Source organism: Streptomyces sp. NPDC041129, assembly GCF_055592265.1.
The window spans coordinates 545,052-563,993 of sequence record NZ_JBVIYV010000001.1 but is presented as its reverse complement, the minus strand read 5'-3'; the positions used below and the strand labels follow the sequence as shown (position 1 = coordinate 563,993).

Below are 18,942 nucleotides of genomic sequence, written 5' to 3'. Positions count from 1 at the left end.
CGTGGGGCTCCTCAGGCTCGGACGGCTGCGTAGCGGTTGGCGGGGCGTTCGAGTCCGAGCAGGCCGCGCAGGGTGTCCGCCTCGTATGCGCGCCGGAAGGCCCCCCTGCGCTGGAGTTCGGGCACCAGGCCCTGTGTGATCCGCTCCAGGTCGTGCCCGATCACCGCGGGGCGCAGACGGAAGCCGCTCAGTCCGGCACGGCGCCGTTCCTGGAGCAGATCGGCCAGTTGCGCGGGGGTACCGGTGAACACCTCGGCGTCACTGGCGTAGGGGTGTCCCGCGAGGTCGTCCAGGCGGGCCTTGCGGTCCTTCGCCGTCGTCGGGTCGTCGTCCAGGAACACGACCAGGTCACCGAAGATGTGCAGCGGCTCCTCGGCCCGCCCCGCCGCGGCCTGGGCGGTGCGGATCTCTTCCACGGCCGCGCGGGCCTGGTCGGTGTCGTGCGGGGTGATGTAGCCGATATCGGCGGAACCGCCCACCAGTTGGCGGGCCGCGCCGTGGTGCGCGAGCGCGCTGACGAGGGGCTGTCCCTGTGGTGGCCGGGGGGTGATCGAGGGGCCCTTGACCCTGAAGTGCCGGCCCTCGAAGTCGATGTAGTGCAGTTTGCCGCGATCGATGAAGCGGCCGGTGGCGACGTCACGGATCTCCGCGTCGTCCTCCCAGCTGTCCCACAGGCGGCGTACCACCTCGACGTGGTCGGCGGCCTCCTCGAAGAGCTCGCCGATCAGTGCCCTGCCCGCCGGAGTGTCCCGGTCCTCGGCGCCGAGAGGCGGGAAGGTACGGCGGCCGAAGTGCGCCGCCTCGTTCCGCCGTGCGGACACCTGGACGCGCAGGCCCGCGCGACCGCCGCTGACGTAGTCCAGGGTGGCGATCGCCTTGGATATGTGGAACGGCTCCGTGTGGGTGGCGACCACGGCCGGAATCAGCCCGATGCGGCGGGTCAGCGGTGCGACGCGGGCCGCGAGGAGCACCGCGTCCAGCCGGCCGCGTACCTGGTCGGTGCGTCCGTCCGGCTCCGTGGGGTGCGAGGACTGGAGCCCCAGCCCGTCCTCGAAGGTCACGAAGTCGAGCAGGCCGCGTTCGGCCTCGGTCACGAGGCCGGCCCAGTAGCCGGCGGTGAGCAGTTCGTGGGGCCGGGCGCCCGGCTCGCGCCATGCGGCCGGGTGCCAGCCCGTGCCGTCGAGCGCGACGGCGAGATGGAGCGGACGGGATGCGGACACGAGAGGGGTGCCTTCCTGGTGCGTGGGTGCCGAGCCGGACGGTCGCGACCGTGGGGTCATCGCGGGGTCCCGGAGCCCGCGAAGGGAACCTGGGCAGCGGGCGCGGCCTTGGCGGCGCGCAGTGGGTGGGCCCACAGTCCCTGCGCTTCGAGCCTCGGCAGTACGCCCTCGCCGAACCAGTACGCCTCCTCCAGGTGCGGGTACCCGGAGAGGACGAACTCGTCGATGCCCAGGGCGTGGTACTCCTTGATCCGCTCGGCCACCTCGGCGTGGCTGCCGACCAGCGCTGTACCCGCGCCACCGCGCACCAGGCCGATGCCGGCCCACAGGTTGGGGTGGATCTCGAGGGCCTCGCGGCTGCCGCCGCCGTGCAGGGCGAGCATGCGCCGCTGCCCCTCGGACTCGCTGCGGGCGAGCCCTTCCTGCACCGACCGCACCGTCTCCGGGTCGAAGCCGTCCAGGAGCCGGTGCGCCTCCGCCCACGCCTGTTCGGAGGTGTCGCGGGTGATGACGTGCAGCCGGATCCCGAAGCGCAGGACGCGGCCCTGACCCGCGGCGAGCTCCCTGATCCGGGCGATCTTGCCGGCGACCTGGGCCGGTGGCTCCCCCCAGGTGAGGTAGACGTCGGCGTACCGCGCCGCGATCTCACCGGCGATGGGCGACGAGCCGCCGAAGTACACCTCGGGGACGGGGTCGGGCAGCCGCGCGAGCCGGGCGTCCGCGACCCGCAGGTGCTCGCCGTCCAGGTCGACGGTCCCGCCCTCCCACAACTCGCGTACGACGTGCAGGAACTCCCCGGTGCGGCGATACCGCGCGTCCTTGTCGAGGAAGTCGCCGTAGGCGCGCTGCTCGTGGCTCTCCCCGCCCGTGACCACGTTGAGCAGCAGCCGGCCGCCGCTCTGCCGCTGGAAGGTGGACGCCATCTGCGCGGCGAGCGTCGGTGAGACGGAGCCGGGTCTGAAGGCGACCAGGAACTTCAGCCGCTCGGTGTGCCGGCTGACCATGGCGGTGGTCAGCCAGGCGTCCTCGCACCAGGCGCCGGTGGGGGTCAGCGCACCGGTGAAGCCGAGGTCCTCCGCGGCGCGGGCGATCTGGCTCAGGTAGGCCACCGTGGGCGGCCGGTCCTGTCCCGAGACGGTGGCCGGGGTGCCGTGGCCGCCGCCGACGACATGACGGCTGTCTCCGTTGGTGGGCAGGAACCAGTGGAAGGTGAGGTTCACCGGGCTCACATCTCTCGCGGGTCGTCGGCGTTCGCGGTCGGGGCGCTCATCCGGCGGCCGCCAGCAGGGCCGTACGGCTTCCGAGGGCGACTGAGAACTGGTCGACGACCTGTGCGAGGGCCTCGGCCGGACCCGGCGCGACGGTCAGGGTGCCGTCGTCGCCCACCGCGATGTCCTTGTCCAGCGTGAACCAGCCCGGAACGATGTGTGCGGCGCCCATGGAGCTGAGCACCGGGCGCAGGGCGTAGTCGATCGCCAGGACGTGGGCCGTGGTTCCGCCGGTGGCCAGCGGAAGGACGGTCTTGCCGGCCAGGCCGTACTGGGGCAGCAGGTCGAGCAGCGCCTTCAGCAGCCCGGAGTAGGCGGCCTTGTAGACGGGAGTACCGATCACCACCCCGTCGGCGCGGTCGAAGAGCGCGGCCGCCTCGCGGATCGCGGGGTGCTGGAAGTCGGCGCCGAGGAGGGCCTCGGCGGGGATGGTGCGGACGTCCAGCGGGATCACCTGGTGTCCCTGGGCCGTGAGCCGCGCGTCCAGGTGGCGCAGCAGCCGGCCGGTGCGGGAGGTGGCGGAGGGACTTCCGGAGACGGACAGGACGGTGGCCATGGCGGACCTTTCGGGGCGTGGGGACGGCTACTTGTTGGTCTTGGGCAGGCCGGGCGGGTTGATCTCCGACTTCGCCACGGCTTCGTCGGACAGGCCCCAGCGCTTGAGCACCTTGGCGTAGGTACCGTTCTCGATGATCTTGTTGAGGGCGTCGGCGAGCGCCTTGACCAGTCCGTTGTCCTTCTTGGTGGTGGCCGCGATGAGGCCCTGGAGGGTGGCGCCGGCGCCGGAGTAGGTGCCGACGACCTCCGTCTTCCCGGTGGTGGCCGCGTGGTAGGCGGCGGTCGGGTTGGGCCCGAGGTAGAGGTCGATCCGGCCGGACTGGAGGGCGAGGTAGGTGTCGCTGTCGTTCTGGTAGTACTTGATGTCCACCGGCTTCAGGCCGGCCTTGACGTCCTCCTTGCTCCACTCGACGAGCAGCTTCTCCTGGTTGGTGCCGCTGCCCACGGCGACCGTCCGGCCGGCCACGTCCTTGGGCCCGCTGACCTTCAGACCGCTGCCCTTCTTCGCCTCGAATCCGAGGTTGTCCTCGCGGTAGGCGGCGAAGTCGTACTTCTCCTTGCGTTCCTCGGTGTCGGTGATGTTGCTGAAGCCGACGTCGTACTTGCCGCTGTCGAGGCCGACGAAGATGTTCTCCCAGGAGACGGTGTTGATGTGCGGCTCGAGGCCGAGGACGTCGGCGACCAGGTACGCGATGTCGGGCTCGACGCCGATGACGGACTTGTTGTCGGTGGCGTAGAAGGTGAGCGGCGCGGCGGAGCCGGAGGAGCCGACGATCTCCAGCGTGCCTCTCTCGCGGATCGCCTCGGGCACCTCGGCGGCGATGGAGTCGACCCTGCCGGTGGTGACGCGGTGCTGCTCGGGGCTGAGGTTGATCCTCGTCCTGCCGCCCGTCGTGGCCGCGACCTCGGTCGTGCCGCCGTCGGAAGGGTTGCCGCAGGCGGCGAGGACCAGGGCGGAGGCGAGTCCGAGGCTTGCCGCGGCGGTGCGGCGGGCGGTGAGGGTGGACACGGTCGTTCTCCTTGCGTGGGCGTACGGGATGAGGTGCGGTCAGAGGACCTTGGAGAGGAAGGCGCGGGTGCGTTCGCGCCGTGGGGCGTCCAGAACGGCCGCGGGCGGCCCCTGTTCCACGACGACACCGCCGTCCATGAACACGACCGTGTCGGCGACCTCGCGGGCGAAGCCGATCTCGTGGGTCACGACGATCATGGTGGTGCCGGTCCGGGCCAGGTCCTTGATGACGTCGAGGACTTCGCCGACCAGTTCGGGGTCGAGCGCGGAGGTGGGCTCGTCGAAGAGGAGCACCTTCGGTTCGAGGGCGAGCGCGCGGGCGATGGCCACGCGCTGCTGCTGGCCGCCGGAGAGCTGCCGGGGGTAGGCGTCGGCCTTGTCGGCGAGGCCGACCCGTTCCAGCAGTCGGCGGGCCCTGTCCTCGGCCTCCTTGCGGGGGTGGCGCAGCGCGGAGACGGGGGCCTCGACGAGGTTGTCCAGCACGGTCAGATGCGGGAAGAGGTTGAAGTTCTGGAAGACGAACCCGATATGGGTGCGCTGCTTGAGAACCTCCTTCTCCTTCAGCTCGTACAGCTTGCCCCCGGAGCGGCGGTAACCGATGAGCTCGCCGTCGATGCCGATCCAGCCGCGGTCGACCTTCTCCAGGTGGTTGATGGTGCGCAGCAGCGTGGACTTCCCGGAGCCGGAGGGGCCGAGGACCACGGTGACCTCGCCGGTGCGGATCTGCAGGTCGACGCCGCGGAGCACTTCCAGCGGGCCGAAGCTCTTGTGGACGCCGCGGACGTCCACCATCACCTGACTCATCGGCTGTCTCCCACGGGTCCGAGGGGCTTCAGGGGTACGACGGGCCCGCCGCGTCGTGCCGCCTCGGCGCGCAGCTCGCGCAGGCGGCGGCGGGCGCGCTGGAACGGGTGGGGCGGCGGGGTGCGGTCGGCGCCCCGCGCGTAACGGCGCTCGACGTAGTACTGGGCGACCGACAGCAGGGAGGTCAGCACCACGTACCAGGCGGTGGCGACCAGCAGCAGCGGGATCACCCGTCCGTTGCGGCCGTAGATCACCTGCACCCGGTAGAACAGCTCGCCGATCGACATCACGTAGACGACCGAGGTGCCCTTGAGCAGGCCGATGATCTCGTTGCCGGCCGTGGGCAGGATGGCGCGCATGGCCTGCGGCAGCACGATCTTGCGGATCTGGCGCAGCCGGGGGATGCCCAGCGCGGCGGCGGCTTCCAGCTGTCCGGGGTCGACCGAGACGACGCCGCCGCGGACGATCTCGGCGGCGTAGGCGGCCTGGTGCAGCGTCAGCCCGATCACGGCGGCCCCGATGGTGCCGATCAGGCTGTTGCTGTCGACGGACCAGAGCACCGGGCCGAAGGGGATGCCGACGCCCAACTCCTCGTACAGGGCACTCAGGTTGAACCAGAACACGAGCTGGACGATCATCGGGATGGAACGGAAGATCCAGATGTAGGTCCAGGCGACGGTCCGCAGCACCGGGCTGCGCGAGAGGCGCATGAAGGCCAGGACGGTGCCGAGGAGGAAGCCCAGCACGGTCGCGTAGGCGGTGAGCTGGAGGGTCACCCACACCGCCTGGACGATGGTCTCGGACAGGACGTAGTCGCCGAAGACACCCCATTCCCAGACCGGGTTGGTGGCCAGCCCGTGCACGAACTGGGTGACCAGCACGACGACGGCGACGGCCGCCGTCCAGCGGGCGTAGTGGCGGGCGGGGACGACCTCGAGAGCGGCCCGTTCGCCCGGTGTGGGCGGCGCGTCGGGGGCGACGGCCGGGGAGGCCGCGCCGGGCGGGGCGGCGCCGGTGGTGGATGACATCGTGTTGTTCCTGCTCGACTCTCAGCTGTGCTCGGGCGGATTGATCCGGGACGACTTGATCGCGGAGGCGGAGGTGCCCCACTTCCGGAGGATCCGGGCGTATGTGCCGTCCTCGATCAGCTCGTTGACGGCGGCCTGGAACGCCTTGGTGAGCGGGGACCCCTTCTTGAAGGCGAAGCCGACGTCGAGGCGGTGGTATTCGCCGAGGAAGGCCGTCCCCGACGCGGGCTGTGCGGCCTGATAACGCAGTCCGTTGATGGTCGACATGATCACGTCGATGCGGCCCTGCTGGAGTGCGGTGAGGGTCGCCGCGTTCTCCGAGTAGACCTTGACCTCGTACGGCTTCCTGCCCGCCTTCGCGCACACGTCCTTCTGTGCGGTGAGGGTCGCCTCGAACGTGGTGCCGGCCCCGGTACCGATGGTCAGCCCGCACAGCTGGGTGAGGTCGGTGACCTTCTTCTTGAGTACGGCGACCCCCTTCTTCACCGCGAAGCCCTGGCCGTCGTCGATGTAGGTGACGAAGTCGATCGTCTTCAGACGTTCGGTGGTGACACCGAAGTTGCCGGTGCCGAAGTCGTACTTGCCGCTGCCGAGGGCGGGCAGGATCGTCTCGAACGAGGCTCCTTGGCGCCGCAGTCGGACACCGAGGACCTTGGCCGCCGCATCGGCGAGGTCGATGTCCTGGCCGGCGGGCGCCTTGTCCGGGCCGTTCGGGTAGTACGCGCCGGGCGGGAACCCGATCGCGCTGCCGACCCGCAGCGTGCCCGCCCTGCGTACGTCGGCGGGCAGCAGGGCGGCGACGGAGTCCACCTTGCGCACGGCGGCGACCGGGTCGTCGGTCGGGGCGGGGGACGCCTGGGCACCCACCGCCGTGGTGCCGGGGGTGTCGCCGGAGCCGCACGCGGTCAGCACCAGCAGGGGCAGCAGCGCGATGCCGGCGGCGACGCGCGGCCGGGTTCCGGACTTTCGGAGGTTCATACGCCGGCTGCCTTTTCCGTCTCGGCCGCTGAGGTGGGGTGGTCGGGTCACGGAAGTCATTCGCCCACCGCCGCGAAGGCCCGGGTCCCGCGTGCCGCCCGCTCGGCGTCGCGTTCGGCGTCGCGTTTGGCGACCTCCTCACGGACGATCGGGATCACGTACCGGCCGAAGTCGATGGCGTCGCCCAGCAGGTCGTAGCCGCGGGCGGAGAGGATGTCGACGCCGAGGTCGTAGTAGTCCAGCAGGGCCTGGGCGACCGTCTCCGGGGTGCCGACCAGGGCGTTGGAATTGCCCGCGCCACCGGTGGCGGCGGCGGTCGGGGTCCACAGGGCGCGGTCGTAGCGCTCCCCCGCCTCGGCGATGGCGATCAGCCGCTGCGAGCCGGTGTTCTCAGGAGCCGTGGCGTCCGGGGCGCCGCGGTGGTGCCGTGCGCGGCCGGCGGCGCGCCGCTCCCTGATGGCACCGACCGTGCGGTGGGCCTTCTCCCAGGCGAGTTCCTCGGTCGGGGCGATGATCGGGCGGAACGCCACCTGGATGCGGGGCACGTCGGTACGGCCCGCGGCCCTCGCGGCGGCCTTCACCTGCTCGATCTGCTCGGCGGTCCGCTCCAGGGGCTCGCCCCAGAGGCAGTAGATGTCCGCCTCGGCGCCCCCCGCGGTGTACGCGGCGGGTGACGAACCGCCGAACGACACCTTCGGGCGGGGCTGTTGGACGGGGAAGACATCGCTGACGAAGTCGTGGAAGCGGTAGTGGGCGCCCTCGTGGTCGAAGGGCTCGTGGCTGGTCCAGATCTTCTTGACGACCCGGATGTACTCGCGGGTGCGGGCGTAGCGCTCGTCCTTGCTGAGGGTGTCGCCCTCCCGGCCCTGCTCATGGTCGTTTCCGCCGGTGATGAAGTGCACCGTCAGCCGGCCCTCGCTGATCTGGTCGAGGGTGGCGAAGGTCTTCGCGGCGAAGGTCGGGTACGAGACGTTCGGGCGGTGGGCCAGCAGGATCTGGAGCCCGTCCAGCCGGCTCGCGACGAACGCGGCGGCCGGCGCCGGATCCGGCGATCCGGAACCGTAGGCGAACAGCACCCGGTCCCACCCGTGCTCCTCGTGGGCCCGGGCGAGCCGGAGCGTGTACTCCTTGTCGAAGGCGGCGCCGGAGCGCGGGGTGGTCTCGGAGCCGTCGTTGGTGGCGGCGATGCCGAGGAACTCCACTGGCATGGGAGATGGCCTTTCCTCAGGTCTTCGGTGCCGTGTCCGGGCAGGCGGGGCGGCATGCGGACACGGCGGAGCAGCCCTGCGGACCGTGTGACGGCACGCCTCGGGTGCGGGGGGGGGAGAGAGACGGGGTGAGCGGGTGTGAGGACGCCGGGGCGATGGACCTCGGCGGGAAAGGGCGGCGGCAGCGCGCGTCCGGGGTGTCCCGCAGGACCGTTCCCACGCGTACCAGCACGTGTCAGCGCGGGCGTGCGACGGTGCTACGAGGGGAGGAACTCGGCCCGCGACGGGGTGACCGAGGGAGGGAAGGGCCGGTCAGACGGCCCGCTGCCGCTTCAGGCGCAACACGCTGCGGACCACACCCGACCGAAGTCGATGTGGTCACGGGTGACCAGACGCTGCTCGGCATTCATGCGCTTAATTGAGCAGTACATCTCGCGTTCCGTCAACCACGTCCCGGATGGCGGAAGGGTGTTGAGCTGCTCCGGCGTGGTTGACACCCGCGCGCCGCGGCCGCATACGATCGAGGACGGAAACGGCTCCGCCGCGCGCGGCGGCCGCACCGGCCGCGTTGAGGGACGCGGCGACCGTGATGACGCCGAAGGCCTGGGCCGCCTGCCCCGTACCCGCGCTGTCTCCGCGCGGACTCCGTGCACGTGTGTGCCGCCGTGTGGTCACCGGCGTCCACGCGCCTCCCTCCCCTGGAGAGTCTCCTGATGGTTTCGCCGTCCGACGTCACCGATTCCTCCCGCCCTCCGGCGTCCGCCCCACCCGCGGGACGCCGGGCAGAGCCCGGCAAGGGCACCTCCGACGACCTGCCGCGCATCGTGCCCCGGCGGCGCCTAGGCCGCCGGCTGACGGCCGGCGGGGCGCTGCTGGTCCTGGCGATGGCGGTCAACTCCGTGGTCCGCAACAAGGCCTTCCAGTGGGACGTGGTCGGCCGGTACTTCACCACCACCGCCGTGCTCGACGGGCTGCTGCTCACCCTCTGGCTGACCGGCGTGGTGATGGTGCTCGGCTTCCTGCTCGGCATCCCCCTGGCCGTGCTGCGACAGTCCGGCAACCCGGTTCTGCGAACGCTGAGTTGGGGCTACGTGTGGATCTTCCGGTCCACCCCGCTGCTGGTGCAGCTGCTGTTCTGGTTCAACATCGGCGCCCTCTATCCGACGCTCGGCCTCGGAATCCCCTTCGGGCCGCAGTTCGTCACCGTCAGAACGGTCGACCTGCTCGGCCCCACCCTCACCGCCGTCATCGGGCTGACCCTGCACGAAGCCGCGTACGCCGCCGAGGTGGTGCGCGGCGGGATCCTCTCGGTGGACGCCGGCCAGACGGCGGCCGCCCAGGCTCTCGGCATCGGCAGACGACGCACCCTGCGCCGCATCGTCCTCCCGCAGGCGATGCGCTCCATCGTGCCGGCCGCGGGCAACATGCTGATCGGCACGCTGAAGGGCACCAGCATCGTCAGCGTGCTGGCCGTGCACGACCTGCTGTACTCGGTGCAACTGGTCTACAACCAGACCTACCAGATCATCCCGCTGCTGATGGTGGCCACCCTCTGGTACATCGTCGTCACGACCCTGCTCAGCGCGGGTCAGTTCTACGTCGAGCGCCACTACGCGCGCGGGTCCACGCACCACCTGCCGCCCACTCCTCTGCACCGACTCAAGGTGCGTACGGCCGGATTTCGCGCCCGGCTGGAGCGGGCGACCGCGGCCGAGACCCGGCCGGCGCTGGACGGCGACCGGTGAACACACCCCCGACGGAACAGCTTTCCCTACAATTCCTATCGATTTACTAGGGAAGTGTTGACGCTCCGCTCGCGGGATGCGCAGGATGATGCCCATGTCCCCCGCGCAGCAACGACTCGTTCGTCGTCGGCATGTCGGCTTCGAGGAGACCTCCACCATGGACGTTGCCACCGCGCCGTCCGGCCCGGTGTCGGATTCCGGCCCGCCCGGACCCGGCCGTGCGCACTGGCTGCGCGTGGCCCGGGAGTCGGCCGACGACCTGGCCACGGACGCGGTGGCCCGGGAACAGGCGGGCAAACCCCCGCTCGACGAGGTGTCCCGGCTGCGCGAGGCGGGACTGCTGACACTCCTCGTGCCGGCGGAGTGGGGAGGGGGCGGCGCGGACTGGACCACGGCCTACGCCGTGGTCCGGGAGATCGCGGTGGCCGACGGCGCGATCGGCCAACTGCTCGGCAGCCACTACTTCCTGTCGTGGAGCGCCCGGTTTCTCGCCGACCCCTCCCGCGCCGCCCGGCTCGAGCGGCAGTACGCGGCGGAGCAGTGGTGCTGGGGTGGCGGTCTGGCCCGCCAGGATTCCCCACTGACATTGACCAGGGCGCGCGGCGGCGGCCATGTGCTCGACGGACGGCAGAGCTACTCCACCGGAGTCCTGGTGGCCGACCGTCTCGCCGTGCGGGCCGTGCGGGCCGACACCGGCGAACCGGTCGCCGTCGTCGTCGACCCCGCCCACCACGGCGTCGGCCCCGGTGGCGACGCCGACGCCTTCGGCCAGCGTCTCGCGGCCGGAGGGAGCGTGGAGTTCGACTCCGTACCGGTCGCCGCCGACGACGTACTCGGTTCCCTGTCCGCGGACGAGGACATCCTGTCTCCCCCGACCGCCCTGGCCTCTCCGGTCGGGCGCCTCCTCTCCGTCCAGCTCCGTCTCGGCATGGCGGAGGGAGTGCTCGCCGAGGCCCGGGAGTACAGCCGGGCGGGCCACTCGCCCCGGCCCCCCGCCCGGCCGTCCGGTTCCGACCAGGACCCGCAGGCACTGGCCGCCTACGGGGAACTCGCGGTCCTCACCCGCTCCGCGTCCGCCCTCACCGACCAGGCGCTGGAGGCAGTCCACGGCGGGCTGGCACGCGGCGCGGACCTGACCTACGACGAGTACGCGGACATCTCCGTCCTCGTCGCCATGGCCGAGGCCGCCTCCTCCCGGGCCGCACAGGAGTCCACCGCCCGCGCCCTCGACATCGTCGGCGCCCGCTCCGCGTCCTCGCGGCTGGGCTTCGACCGCTTCTGGCGCAACGCCCGGACGCACACCCTGTACGAGCCCGTCGCTCCCCGGCTCCGCGATGTGGGGGACTACTTCCTCAACGGCGCGCATCCGCCGTTCGTCCTGCCTGCCTGACCCCTGCCTGCCGGACCCCCGCCGTCCATCATGCGAACACCCCCTTGGGGTGAGCGCCGCCTTCTGCCACGATCCCTAGCAACCAGGTAGGAAAACTAGGGAAGCGGGGGGTGTGGTCATGGTGTCGCCCAGTCGCGCACTCCCGTCGCCGCCTCCGCTGACCTCGCGCCGGCACATCGACTTCGGCCGCACGTCCAGCGCCATCTGTCGGCCTGTCTGAGCCGTCCGCGAACCCCGCCCTCTCCGGCGGGCGGGTCGCTTTCACCTGACGTTCCTCCCGATCCGCTCACGGGTCCGGGGCGGCGTCCCAGCTGCCGCCGACCGGTCAGCGGAGCCGGCGTGCCCCGAGGCACCCGCGCACACCCTGCTCGCTCTTCGTACCTCCTTGTTCATCCCTCCCCTGAGAGGACACCTCCGTGTCTGCCGCAAGACCGCTCACCACCCTGCGTACCATCGCCGTCATCGCGGCGCTCCCCGTCCTGCTGACCGCCTGCGGGTACGGTTCCGAGTCGACCGACGACGGGAAGAAGAGCGCGGTCGCGGCGGGCGCCAAGAAGCTCTCCACCGACCAGGTGAAGATCGGCTACTTCCCCAACCTCACGCACGCCACCGCTCTCGTGGGCGTGCAGGAGGGCTTGTTCCAGAAGGAGCTCGGCGGCACCACGATCAAGACCTCCACCTTCAACGCCGGCCCCTCCGAGATCGAGGCGCTCAACGCCGGTTCCATCGACATCGGCTGGATCGGCCCCTCCCCCGCCATCAACGGCTACACCAAGTCCAACGGCAAGAACCTGCGGATCATCGGCGGTTCGGCGTCCGGCGGGGTGAAGCTGGTCGTGAACCCGAAGAAGATCAAGTCCCTGAAGGACGTCAAGGGCAAGAAGATCGCCACGCCGCAGCTCGGCAACACCCAGGACGTGGCCTTCCTCAACTGGGCCGCGGAACAGGGCTGGAAGGTCGACGCGCAGAGCGGCAAGGGTGACGTCTCCGTCGTCCGCACCGACAACAAGGTGACCCCGGACGCCTACAAGTCCGGCTCCGTCGACGGCGCCTGGGTGCCCGAGCCGACCGCGTCGAAGCTGGTCGCCGAGGGCGGCAAGGTGCTGCTCGACGAGGCGTCCCTGTGGCCCGGCAACAAGTTCGTGATCACGAACATCATCGTGTCGCAGAAGTTCCTGAAGGAGCACCCGGACGTCGTCGAGGCCGTGCTGCGCGGCTCGGTGAAGACGAACGAGTGGATCGACGCCCACCCGGACAAGGCGAAGGCGTCCGCCAACAAGGCCCTGGAGGAACTGTCGGGCAAGGCGCTGCCGGCCGAGGTCATCGACCCGGCGTGGAAGTCCATCACCTTCCTCGACGACCCGCTGGCCTCGACCCTCAACACCGAGGCGGAGCACGCGGTGACGGCGGGCCTGCTCGACAAGCCGGACCTGAAGGGCATCTACGACCTCACGCCGCTCAACAAGGTCCTCAAGGCCGAGGGCAAGGACGAACTCGACCCGGCCGGCCTCGGCACCAAGTAGGGCCTGCCGACCGCGGCGGGTCCACCCTGCCTCAGCCTGGTCGCGGGACCGGACCGGCCATCATCCGGCCAGACGGACACGGATGGCCGGCCGGTCCTCGGCGTGCCGGTAACTCCGGTCCTCGACGTCCCGGTAACGCCGGTGCTCGACGTCCCGGCAGCACCCGCTCGTGACGTCACTGGGCTCCCACGAGCTGCCGCCACGTCCTGTTGCCGACGATGCCGTCCGCGGTGAGCCCGTTGCTGGCCTGGAAGCACTGCACGGCCTCCTTCGTGCGCGGCCCGAAGTTGCCGTCGACGCCGAGGGGCGGGGTCCACCCGAGCTCGTTCAGGCGCTGCTGGATGTTCTTGACCCTCTCCGCGATGACGCCCTGATGGGCGAGGGGCTGGTCCGCCGCCGTTCGCTCCGGGCGGCTCGGGTGGTCGGCGAGCCACTGCGCGACATCGTCCGGCAGGTCGTCGGGACCGTGCGCCTCGCCGGACCGCCAGCCCGCGTTGGCGGTCTTCTCCAGATCCGGGACCGTGGCGGGCGCGATGCCACGCGCCCGCCGGTGCCGCCGGGCCGTGAGCGCGGGCACACGGCGCAGGGGTGGCCTCGGGGAGCGGGATCACCCCTCGGCCCTGGGCGCCCAGCCGGGCGGCCCGAGGAGGTACCCGGCGCGCTGGCGCCAGTTCCGGGCCGCGCGGACGTCACGCCAGGCGGCCGTGTACTCGTGGAAGGCCACCCGCACCGGGTTGTAGGTGCCGATGTTCTTCGTGAGTCCGTACACCGCGCGTGCGCCCTCCGGTTCGAAGGTCCCGAAGAGCCGGTCCCAGATGATGAGGATGCCGCCGTAGTTGCGGTCCAGGTACTCGTCGTTCGATCCGTGGTGGACGCGGTGGTGGGAGGGCGTGTTGAAGACCAGTTCCACCGGACGCCACAGCTTGTCCACCCGTTCGGTGTGCAGGAAGAACTGGTAGACGAGGCTGAAGGCCTGCTGGAGCAGGATCATCCACGGCGGGATGCCGAGCAGCGCAAGGGGCAGCCAGAACGGCAGTCCCGTCATCGGCGTCCAGCTCTGGCGCAGAGCGGTCGAGAGGTTGAAGCGGACGCTGGAGTGGTGGACCACATGGCTCGCCCACAGCACCCTGACCCGGTGATGGGCACGGTGGAAGACGTAGTACGCCAGGTCGTCGGCGAAGAACAGCACCAGCCACGTCCACACCGAGGACGGCGAGAACTGCCAGGGAGCGACGGTGAAGAGGGCCGCGTACACCACGACCGTCACCGCCTTCCACGGCACCGCGACGACCTGGCTGCCGGCCCCCATCGACATGCTGGTCACCGTGTCCCGCAGCTCGTAGCCGCGTTCGTCGTCGTCCGGCAGGAAACGGTAGGACAACGCCTCCACGACGACGAGGAGCACGAACGCCGGTATCGCGTAGACCACGGCAGGGATCATTTTCAGCGCACCGCCTTCCGGGGCGTCGCCGGCACACTGCGGGACAACAGCTCACGCGCCAGGCGTTCGGCCGCCTCCGTCTCGCGTGCCTCGATGTGCGACGCCAGCCGGATACGGGCCGCCACATCGAGGAGTTCGGCCGTCCGCAGGTCGCCGGGCACATCGGCGACCGGAAGCGTGCCCTCGACAAGGCTGTTGAAGGCCAGCAGATAGGCGATGTTCCCGGAGCCCTCCACGACGAGCCGCCACCAGGCGATGTCGGCGGCACCCAGCTCGGCCAGATCGGGTCCGCCGCGCGCGTACCGCCCCGCGGCCTCGACGATCTCGCGGGCTGCTGCCGCCGAGCACCGGATCGCGCACAGCCGGGCCGCGTCGGCGCCGATGCAGGCCCGCATCTCCAGTGCGTCCCGGGCGAGGTCGTCGACCGAGGGCCCGGCGTCGGCCGCCACGATACCCATGGCCAGGTCGAGACCCGCGGAGCGCCGCCAGTCCTGGACGAGTGTGCGCCCGCCATGGCTGACCTGGACGAGCCGTGCCTGCTGGAGCCGTTTGACGGCTTCACGGACGGCGTGCCGGTTCACGCCGAACTCGGACGCCAGGTCCCGTTCGGCGGTGAGCGCCGAGCCGGGCGGCAGTCCGCCGTCGAGGATCCTGTCGCGCAGGACGGCGAAGAGCTGGTCGGAGACCGCTTCACGCCGGATGCCGTGCCGTGTCATGGCGAGCAGCGTGGACCGGCCGCGGCGACTGGTCAACTGGTTGGACCAGATTTTCCGAGGCCACGGGCGGCTGACCGAAACTGCACCGGGCGGGGTGATTGTGGCGGGCCGTGCGGGAAACCACGCCCCAGGACCATCCACGCGCTGCCGACCGAACGGAGATCAGCTGATGGCCACCATGCCGGGCACAGCCCCGCCGCTCACGGTGGAGCCCAGCAGTCTGCGATTACCGGGGATCGTCCTCGGCGTGGGTCTGGGCGGGTTCATCGACGGCATCCTGCTGCACCAGCTCCTGCGGTGGCACCACATGCTCACCAGCACCAACCACGACCGCATCGGGGTGAAGTACTACGACCCGCACACGGTCTCGGGTCTGGAGATGAACACGCTGTGGGACGGCATCTTCCACGCGGTGTGCTGGGTCGCCGTGCTCCTGGGCCTGGCCGTGCTGTACTCGCGTATCACGCACGACCGGCGGGCGGTGTGGACCTCACGGGTCCTGTGGGGCTGGATCCTCTTCGGCTGGGGCCTGTTCAACCTGGTCGAGGGCATCCTGGACCACCAGGTTCTGGGCATCCACCACGTCCACGGGGGTCCCCACCAGGCTTGGTGGGACACCGGTTTCCTCGTACTGGGCGGCCTCTTCATGCTCGCCGGGCACCTGCTCCAGCGCGGCGGAACGCTCCTCGGTTCCGAGGCTCCCCGCGGCACCGGGCGAGCCGGAGACCACGCCTGATGGAGGACATGCATCAGCACGACGGTGGCGGCGGTGCGCCGGCGGCGGTGCCGGCCGCGCTGATCCTGGCGGCCCTGCTCGCCACGGCCGGCTGCTATCTGCTCGCCGCGCACCGCGCACGGCGCCGCAACCCCGCACGGAGCCCGCGCCGTTGGCGGTCGGCATCGTTCCTGGGCGGACTGTGCCTGCTCGGCACCGCCCTTCTTCCGCCATTGTCGTCCGCCGCGCACTCCGACTTCCGTGGGCACATGGTCCAGCACATGCTCATCGGCATGTACGCGCCGACGGCGCTGGTGCTGGGAGCGCCGGTGACACTCCTGCTGCGAGCGCTGCCGGCCCCCCGGGCCCGCGGGCTCTCGGCGGTGCTGCACAGCACCCCGGCCCGGGTAGTGGCGCATCCGGCGGTGACACTCGTCCTGAGCACCGGCAGCCTCGGGGTGCTCTACTTCACGCCGTTGTACAACGCCGCCATGGGCCACCCCCTGGGGCACTGGCTCATGCAGGCGCACTTCCTGGCCTCGGGCTGCCTGTTCGCCCACGCCATCGCCGGCCCCGACCCCGCGCCCACCCGCCCCGGAGTCAGGACCCGCCTGGTGTATCTGGGCGTCGCGATCGCCGCCCACGCCCTGATCGCCCAGGCCGTGTACGGCGGGTTCTTCGTCGACGTCCGTGCCCCCGTCGACGAGGTCCGGCAGGGGGCGGAGATCATGTACTACGGCGGGGACATCGCCGAACTCCTGCTGGCCGGGGCGCTCATGACGACCTGGCGGCCCGAGCGCCGCGCCAGGCCCGTCCCGCGGCCGGAGGGTCCTGGAGCGACAGCGGCGGCAGGACACTGATCCGGCCGGGTTGACCCTCGACCTGGTCGAGGGCTCAGGGTTCCGGGTGTGGAGAGCGAGATGCGCAGTATCGGGGAGATGGCCCGTGCCAGCGGCCTGGGCGTGAGCGCCCTGCGGTTCTACGACCGGGCCGGCGTGCTGGTCCCGGTCCGGGTGGACCCGGTGAGCGGGTACCGCTGGTACGGCCGGGAGCAGTTGGAAGAGGCCCGGGTGCTGGCACGCCTGCGCCGGGCCGGTATGCCGCTGGCCGACATCCGGCTGGTGCTGGCCGCCTGGTCCGGTGCCGACACCGGCCTGGTCCGCACGCTGCTGGACGGCCATCTGCACCGGCTGGCCGCGGGACTGTCCGATGCCCGCGGCGAGTTCTCCACTCTCCGAGCCCTACTCGACCAGAGGGAGAACCACATGGCCCCGCTCCACACCGCCCCCGTCCACCTGTCCGTCCCGGCAACGGCTCTGGCGGCAGCCCTGGACGCGGTGCGTTTCGCGACCGGCACCGATCCCGAACTGCCCATGCTCGACGCCATCCTGTTCGACATCGACGGCGACGCACTGCACACCGTGGCCACCGACCGCTACCGCATGGCCGTGGCCCGGGCAGCGGTCACCGGGCACAGCGGCCCGCGCGTCCAGGCCGTCGTGCCCACCCCGCTCGCAGACGCGATGCGCGCGCTGCTCGACGGCGAGGAGCCCGTCCGGTTGGAGCTGGACGGCGACCGGGTGACGCTGGAGACCGGCGACCGCCAGGTGGCCGGGAAGCGCCTCGACCACGGCTTCCCCGACTACCGCCGCCTGGTCCACCTGCCGGCAGGCCGCCGCGCCCCCGTCGACGCACCCGCCTTCCGCAAGGCGCTCGAGACGGGCCCGGTCCACGAACACCACGACTCGACGGCGGACTTGAGCGTGCTCGAGATGACGGACGACGGCACGGTGACCATCCGCGAGGACGCCGAGGCCGGCCAGAACCGCATCGCCGTGAACCGCGAGTTCCTCCTCCAGGCCCTCACCGCCGCCGCCCACGACCACCTCACCCTGGAATCCACGTCCCCGACGGCCCCCCTGGCGATCCGCCGCCCCGACGACGAGCACACCTTCTCGCTGTTGATGCCGGTGCGCCTGGAGGACTGAGCGGCACACACGCCCCCGGTTGCCTCCCGGCCCTCGCCTATTCTGAGGCGCCCGTCCAGATCGCAGCGGTCCACATGGGAGGCTTCCGCCCTTGATCACGGAGCTCACTTCCGTCACCGGCGTACGGCAGACACTCGCCGTCATCATTCCCGTTCGCCTCACGGCTTCTCCCCCGTGGCCGGTGGGCCCCATACCCTTCGACCTTGGCGGCGGCCGGTGTACCGACGCCGAGACCCGGCAGACCTACTTCACACCGGCCGCCGCCCGAGTGCTCTACGGCACTCCCGGACGCCCCTGCCGGTGGCACCGGTTCACGGACTTACGGCAAGGCGCGCTCCATCTGCGGGGCATCGAGTTGCTGCGCACCGACACCGCGCGGCAGCCCCATCAAGCCATTGCCGTCCTGCACTTCGACGTCGCGGGACCGGCGCTTCTGGAGACGCTGCGCGCCATCGGCCACCGGCACTCCGCGGGACCCGATCCTCTCGACGGCCCCCTCTCCCCTGCCGCGCTGCTGGACGCGGTGGCGGTGCCGCACACCGACACTCCCTACACACTCGCCTTCCTCACTCCGGACGCCCACCAGTCCCCCGCCCTGCGGCAGGACGGCAGACTGCCCGACGCCGCCGACCGCTGGCTCTGGTCACTGGCCTCCCGTTCGACGGACGCCGACTTCCCGGTGCCCTTCGAGGAGTGGCCCAAGCAGAAGGCTCAGGCGCTTCGGCTGTCCGCGGACTGGAGCGCACTGGTGCTCCGCCACGGCGCCGCCTTCCTCGGCCATCGGCCGGACACCGGCGACGGCGACTTCTTCGCCTTCGCCGAGTCGCACTGCCGCACCGTCTATCTGGACGCACTGCTCCTCGGGTCCGTTCAGCGCGACCACATCGACGAGCTCACCGACGCCCTATCGGGCGTCTTCGAGGGTCCGCGGCTGGCCCGGCGGGTCTCCGTACTGGAGCGGCGCATCGCGACCTTCCGCAGCACGTACTGGCGCCAGCACCTGACCGCGCACGGGCCCGCGAACGACCTGCTGACGGCATATCAGGAACAGCATCGTCTGCCTGCCCGGTTCAGCGAGATCCTTGCGGAGGCGGCCGACTACGCGCGACTGGTGCAGACCCAGGAGAGCCAGCAGATCGCCGGGGCCCTGGGGGTGCTGACCATCCTCGGCCTGCCGCTGAGCACGGCGCTGGCAGCGCTCCCGCTGCTCGACCTCCAGGGCGTCGTACCGCTGATCGTGGCGCTCGGCGCGGCTCTGTCGGCCACGGCCCTCGTACTCACCACGCGTTACGGCCGTCTGGTGCTGTCCTCGCTGCTCGGACGAGGACCCGAGGAAGACGGATGACCGCGA

General features: G+C 71.2%; 18 protein-coding genes. 7 read left to right on the top strand and 11 right to left on the bottom strand.

All coding sequences use genetic code 11. The features are described 5' to 3' along the window. Positions 1-11: 11 nt before the first annotated feature. The 8 genes from ACZ6B1_RS02435 to ACZ6B1_RS02400 are packed head-to-tail and all read right to left on the bottom strand — an operon-like array spanning position 12 to position 8,073. Positions 12-1,280: an LLM class flavin-dependent oxidoreductase gene (locus ACZ6B1_RS02435; RefSeq protein ID WP_468774204.1), complete on the bottom strand. Its 1,269-nt coding sequence runs from the start codon at positions 1,278-1,280 to the stop codon at positions 12-14. After that, entirely contained in the window at positions 1,277-2,440 is a 1,164-nt protein-coding gene (locus ACZ6B1_RS02430) for an LLM class flavin-dependent oxidoreductase (protein WP_468774202.1), read from the bottom strand. The genes ACZ6B1_RS02435 and ACZ6B1_RS02430 overlap by 4 nt, the downstream gene beginning before the upstream one ends. Before the next feature lie 46 nt (positions 2,441-2,486). Then, the gene (gene ssuE, locus ACZ6B1_RS02425) at positions 2,487-3,044 is read right to left on the bottom strand and encodes an NADPH-dependent FMN reductase (protein ID WP_468774200.1); all 558 of its coding nucleotides are present in this window, start codon (positions 3,042-3,044) and stop codon (positions 2,487-2,489) included. 27 nt (positions 3,045-3,071) lie between these two features. Next, entirely contained in the window at positions 3,072-4,055 is a 984-nt protein-coding gene (locus ACZ6B1_RS02420) for an ABC transporter substrate-binding protein (RefSeq protein ID WP_468774198.1), read from the bottom strand. 39 nt (positions 4,056-4,094) lie between these two features. Continuing rightward, on the bottom strand, positions 4,095-4,859 hold the full coding sequence (locus ACZ6B1_RS02415) for an amino acid ABC transporter ATP-binding protein (RefSeq protein ID WP_468774196.1): 765 nt from the start codon (positions 4,857-4,859) through the stop codon (positions 4,095-4,097). After that, positions 4,856-5,887, bottom strand: a complete 1,032-nt coding sequence (locus ACZ6B1_RS02410; protein ID WP_468774194.1) for an amino acid ABC transporter permease — start codon at positions 5,885-5,887, stop codon at positions 4,856-4,858. The genes ACZ6B1_RS02415 and ACZ6B1_RS02410 overlap by 4 nt, the downstream gene beginning before the upstream one ends. A gap of 21 nt (positions 5,888-5,908) precedes the next feature. After that, positions 5,909-6,865, bottom strand: coding sequence for an ABC transporter substrate-binding protein (locus ACZ6B1_RS02405; protein ID WP_468774192.1), 957 nt, complete (start codon positions 6,863-6,865; stop codon positions 5,909-5,911). 56 nt (positions 6,866-6,921) lie between these two features. Beyond that, positions 6,922-8,073 carry an LLM class flavin-dependent oxidoreductase gene (locus ACZ6B1_RS02400; RefSeq protein WP_468774190.1) on the bottom strand — a complete coding sequence of 384 codons (1,152 nt, stop codon included), beginning with the start codon at positions 8,071-8,073 and terminating at the stop codon, positions 6,922-6,924. Positions 8,074-8,786: 713 nt separating this feature from the next. Between ACZ6B1_RS02400 and ACZ6B1_RS02395 the strand changes: the two genes are divergently transcribed. The 3 genes from ACZ6B1_RS02395 (at position 8,787) to ACZ6B1_RS02385 (ending at position 12,731) form a co-directional block, all read left to right on the top strand. After that, complete coding sequence (locus ACZ6B1_RS02395; RefSeq protein WP_468774188.1) at positions 8,787-9,818, top strand: amino acid ABC transporter permease; 1,032 nt, start codon at positions 8,787-8,789, stop codon at positions 9,816-9,818. Between the two features lie 157 nt (positions 9,819-9,975). Beyond that, positions 9,976-11,208, top strand: a complete 1,233-nt coding sequence (locus ACZ6B1_RS02390) for an acyl-CoA dehydrogenase family protein (RefSeq protein WP_468774186.1) — start codon at positions 9,976-9,978, stop codon at positions 11,206-11,208. Between the two features lie 416 nt (positions 11,209-11,624). Beyond that, positions 11,625-12,731: an aliphatic sulfonate ABC transporter substrate-binding protein gene (locus tag ACZ6B1_RS02385; RefSeq protein WP_468774184.1), complete on the top strand. Its 1,107-nt coding sequence runs from the start codon at positions 11,625-11,627 to the stop codon at positions 12,729-12,731. A 175-nt stretch (positions 12,732-12,906) separates the two neighbouring features. On the opposite strand, the gene ACZ6B1_RS02380 is transcribed toward ACZ6B1_RS02385, so the two are convergent. From ACZ6B1_RS02380 to ACZ6B1_RS02370, 3 genes are read right to left on the bottom strand one after another with little or no spacing between them, the layout of a single operon-like run. Beyond that, complete coding sequence (locus tag ACZ6B1_RS02380) at positions 12,907-13,308, bottom strand: peptidoglycan-binding domain-containing protein (RefSeq protein ID WP_468774182.1); 402 nt, start codon at positions 13,306-13,308, stop codon at positions 12,907-12,909. A gap of 30 nt (positions 13,309-13,338) precedes the next feature. Then, positions 13,339-14,172 carry a sterol desaturase family protein gene (locus tag ACZ6B1_RS02375; RefSeq protein WP_468774179.1) on the bottom strand — a complete coding sequence of 278 codons (834 nt, stop codon included), beginning with the start codon at positions 14,170-14,172 and terminating at the stop codon, positions 13,339-13,341. Between the two features lie 2 nt (positions 14,173-14,174). Next, positions 14,175-14,888, bottom strand: coding sequence for a FadR/GntR family transcriptional regulator (locus ACZ6B1_RS02370; RefSeq protein ID WP_468774177.1), 714 nt, complete (start codon positions 14,886-14,888; stop codon positions 14,175-14,177). A 169-nt stretch (positions 14,889-15,057) separates the two neighbouring features. Here ACZ6B1_RS02370 and ACZ6B1_RS02365 point away from each other — a divergent pair, with 169 nt between their 5' ends. From ACZ6B1_RS02365 to ACZ6B1_RS02350, 4 genes are all read left to right on the top strand, one after another. Next, on the top strand, positions 15,058-15,624 hold the full coding sequence (locus ACZ6B1_RS02365) for a DUF2243 domain-containing protein (RefSeq protein WP_468774175.1): 567 nt from the start codon (positions 15,058-15,060) through the stop codon (positions 15,622-15,624). A gap of 8 nt (positions 15,625-15,632) precedes the next feature. Then, the gene (locus tag ACZ6B1_RS02360; protein ID WP_468774173.1) at positions 15,633-16,463 is read left to right on the top strand and encodes a cytochrome c oxidase assembly protein; all 831 of its coding nucleotides are present in this window, start codon (positions 15,633-15,635) and stop codon (positions 16,461-16,463) included. A gap of 60 nt (positions 16,464-16,523) precedes the next feature. Next, a complete protein-coding gene (locus tag ACZ6B1_RS02355) occupies positions 16,524-17,591 on the top strand; it encodes a DNA polymerase III subunit beta family protein (RefSeq protein ID WP_468774171.1) in 1,068 nt (355 codons plus the stop codon). Positions 17,592-17,772: 181 nt separating this feature from the next. Further along, positions 17,773-18,936 carry a hypothetical protein gene (locus tag ACZ6B1_RS02350; protein WP_468774169.1) on the top strand — a complete coding sequence of 388 codons (1,164 nt, stop codon included), beginning with the start codon at positions 17,773-17,775 and terminating at the stop codon, positions 18,934-18,936. Positions 18,937-18,942: the final 6 nt, after the last annotated feature.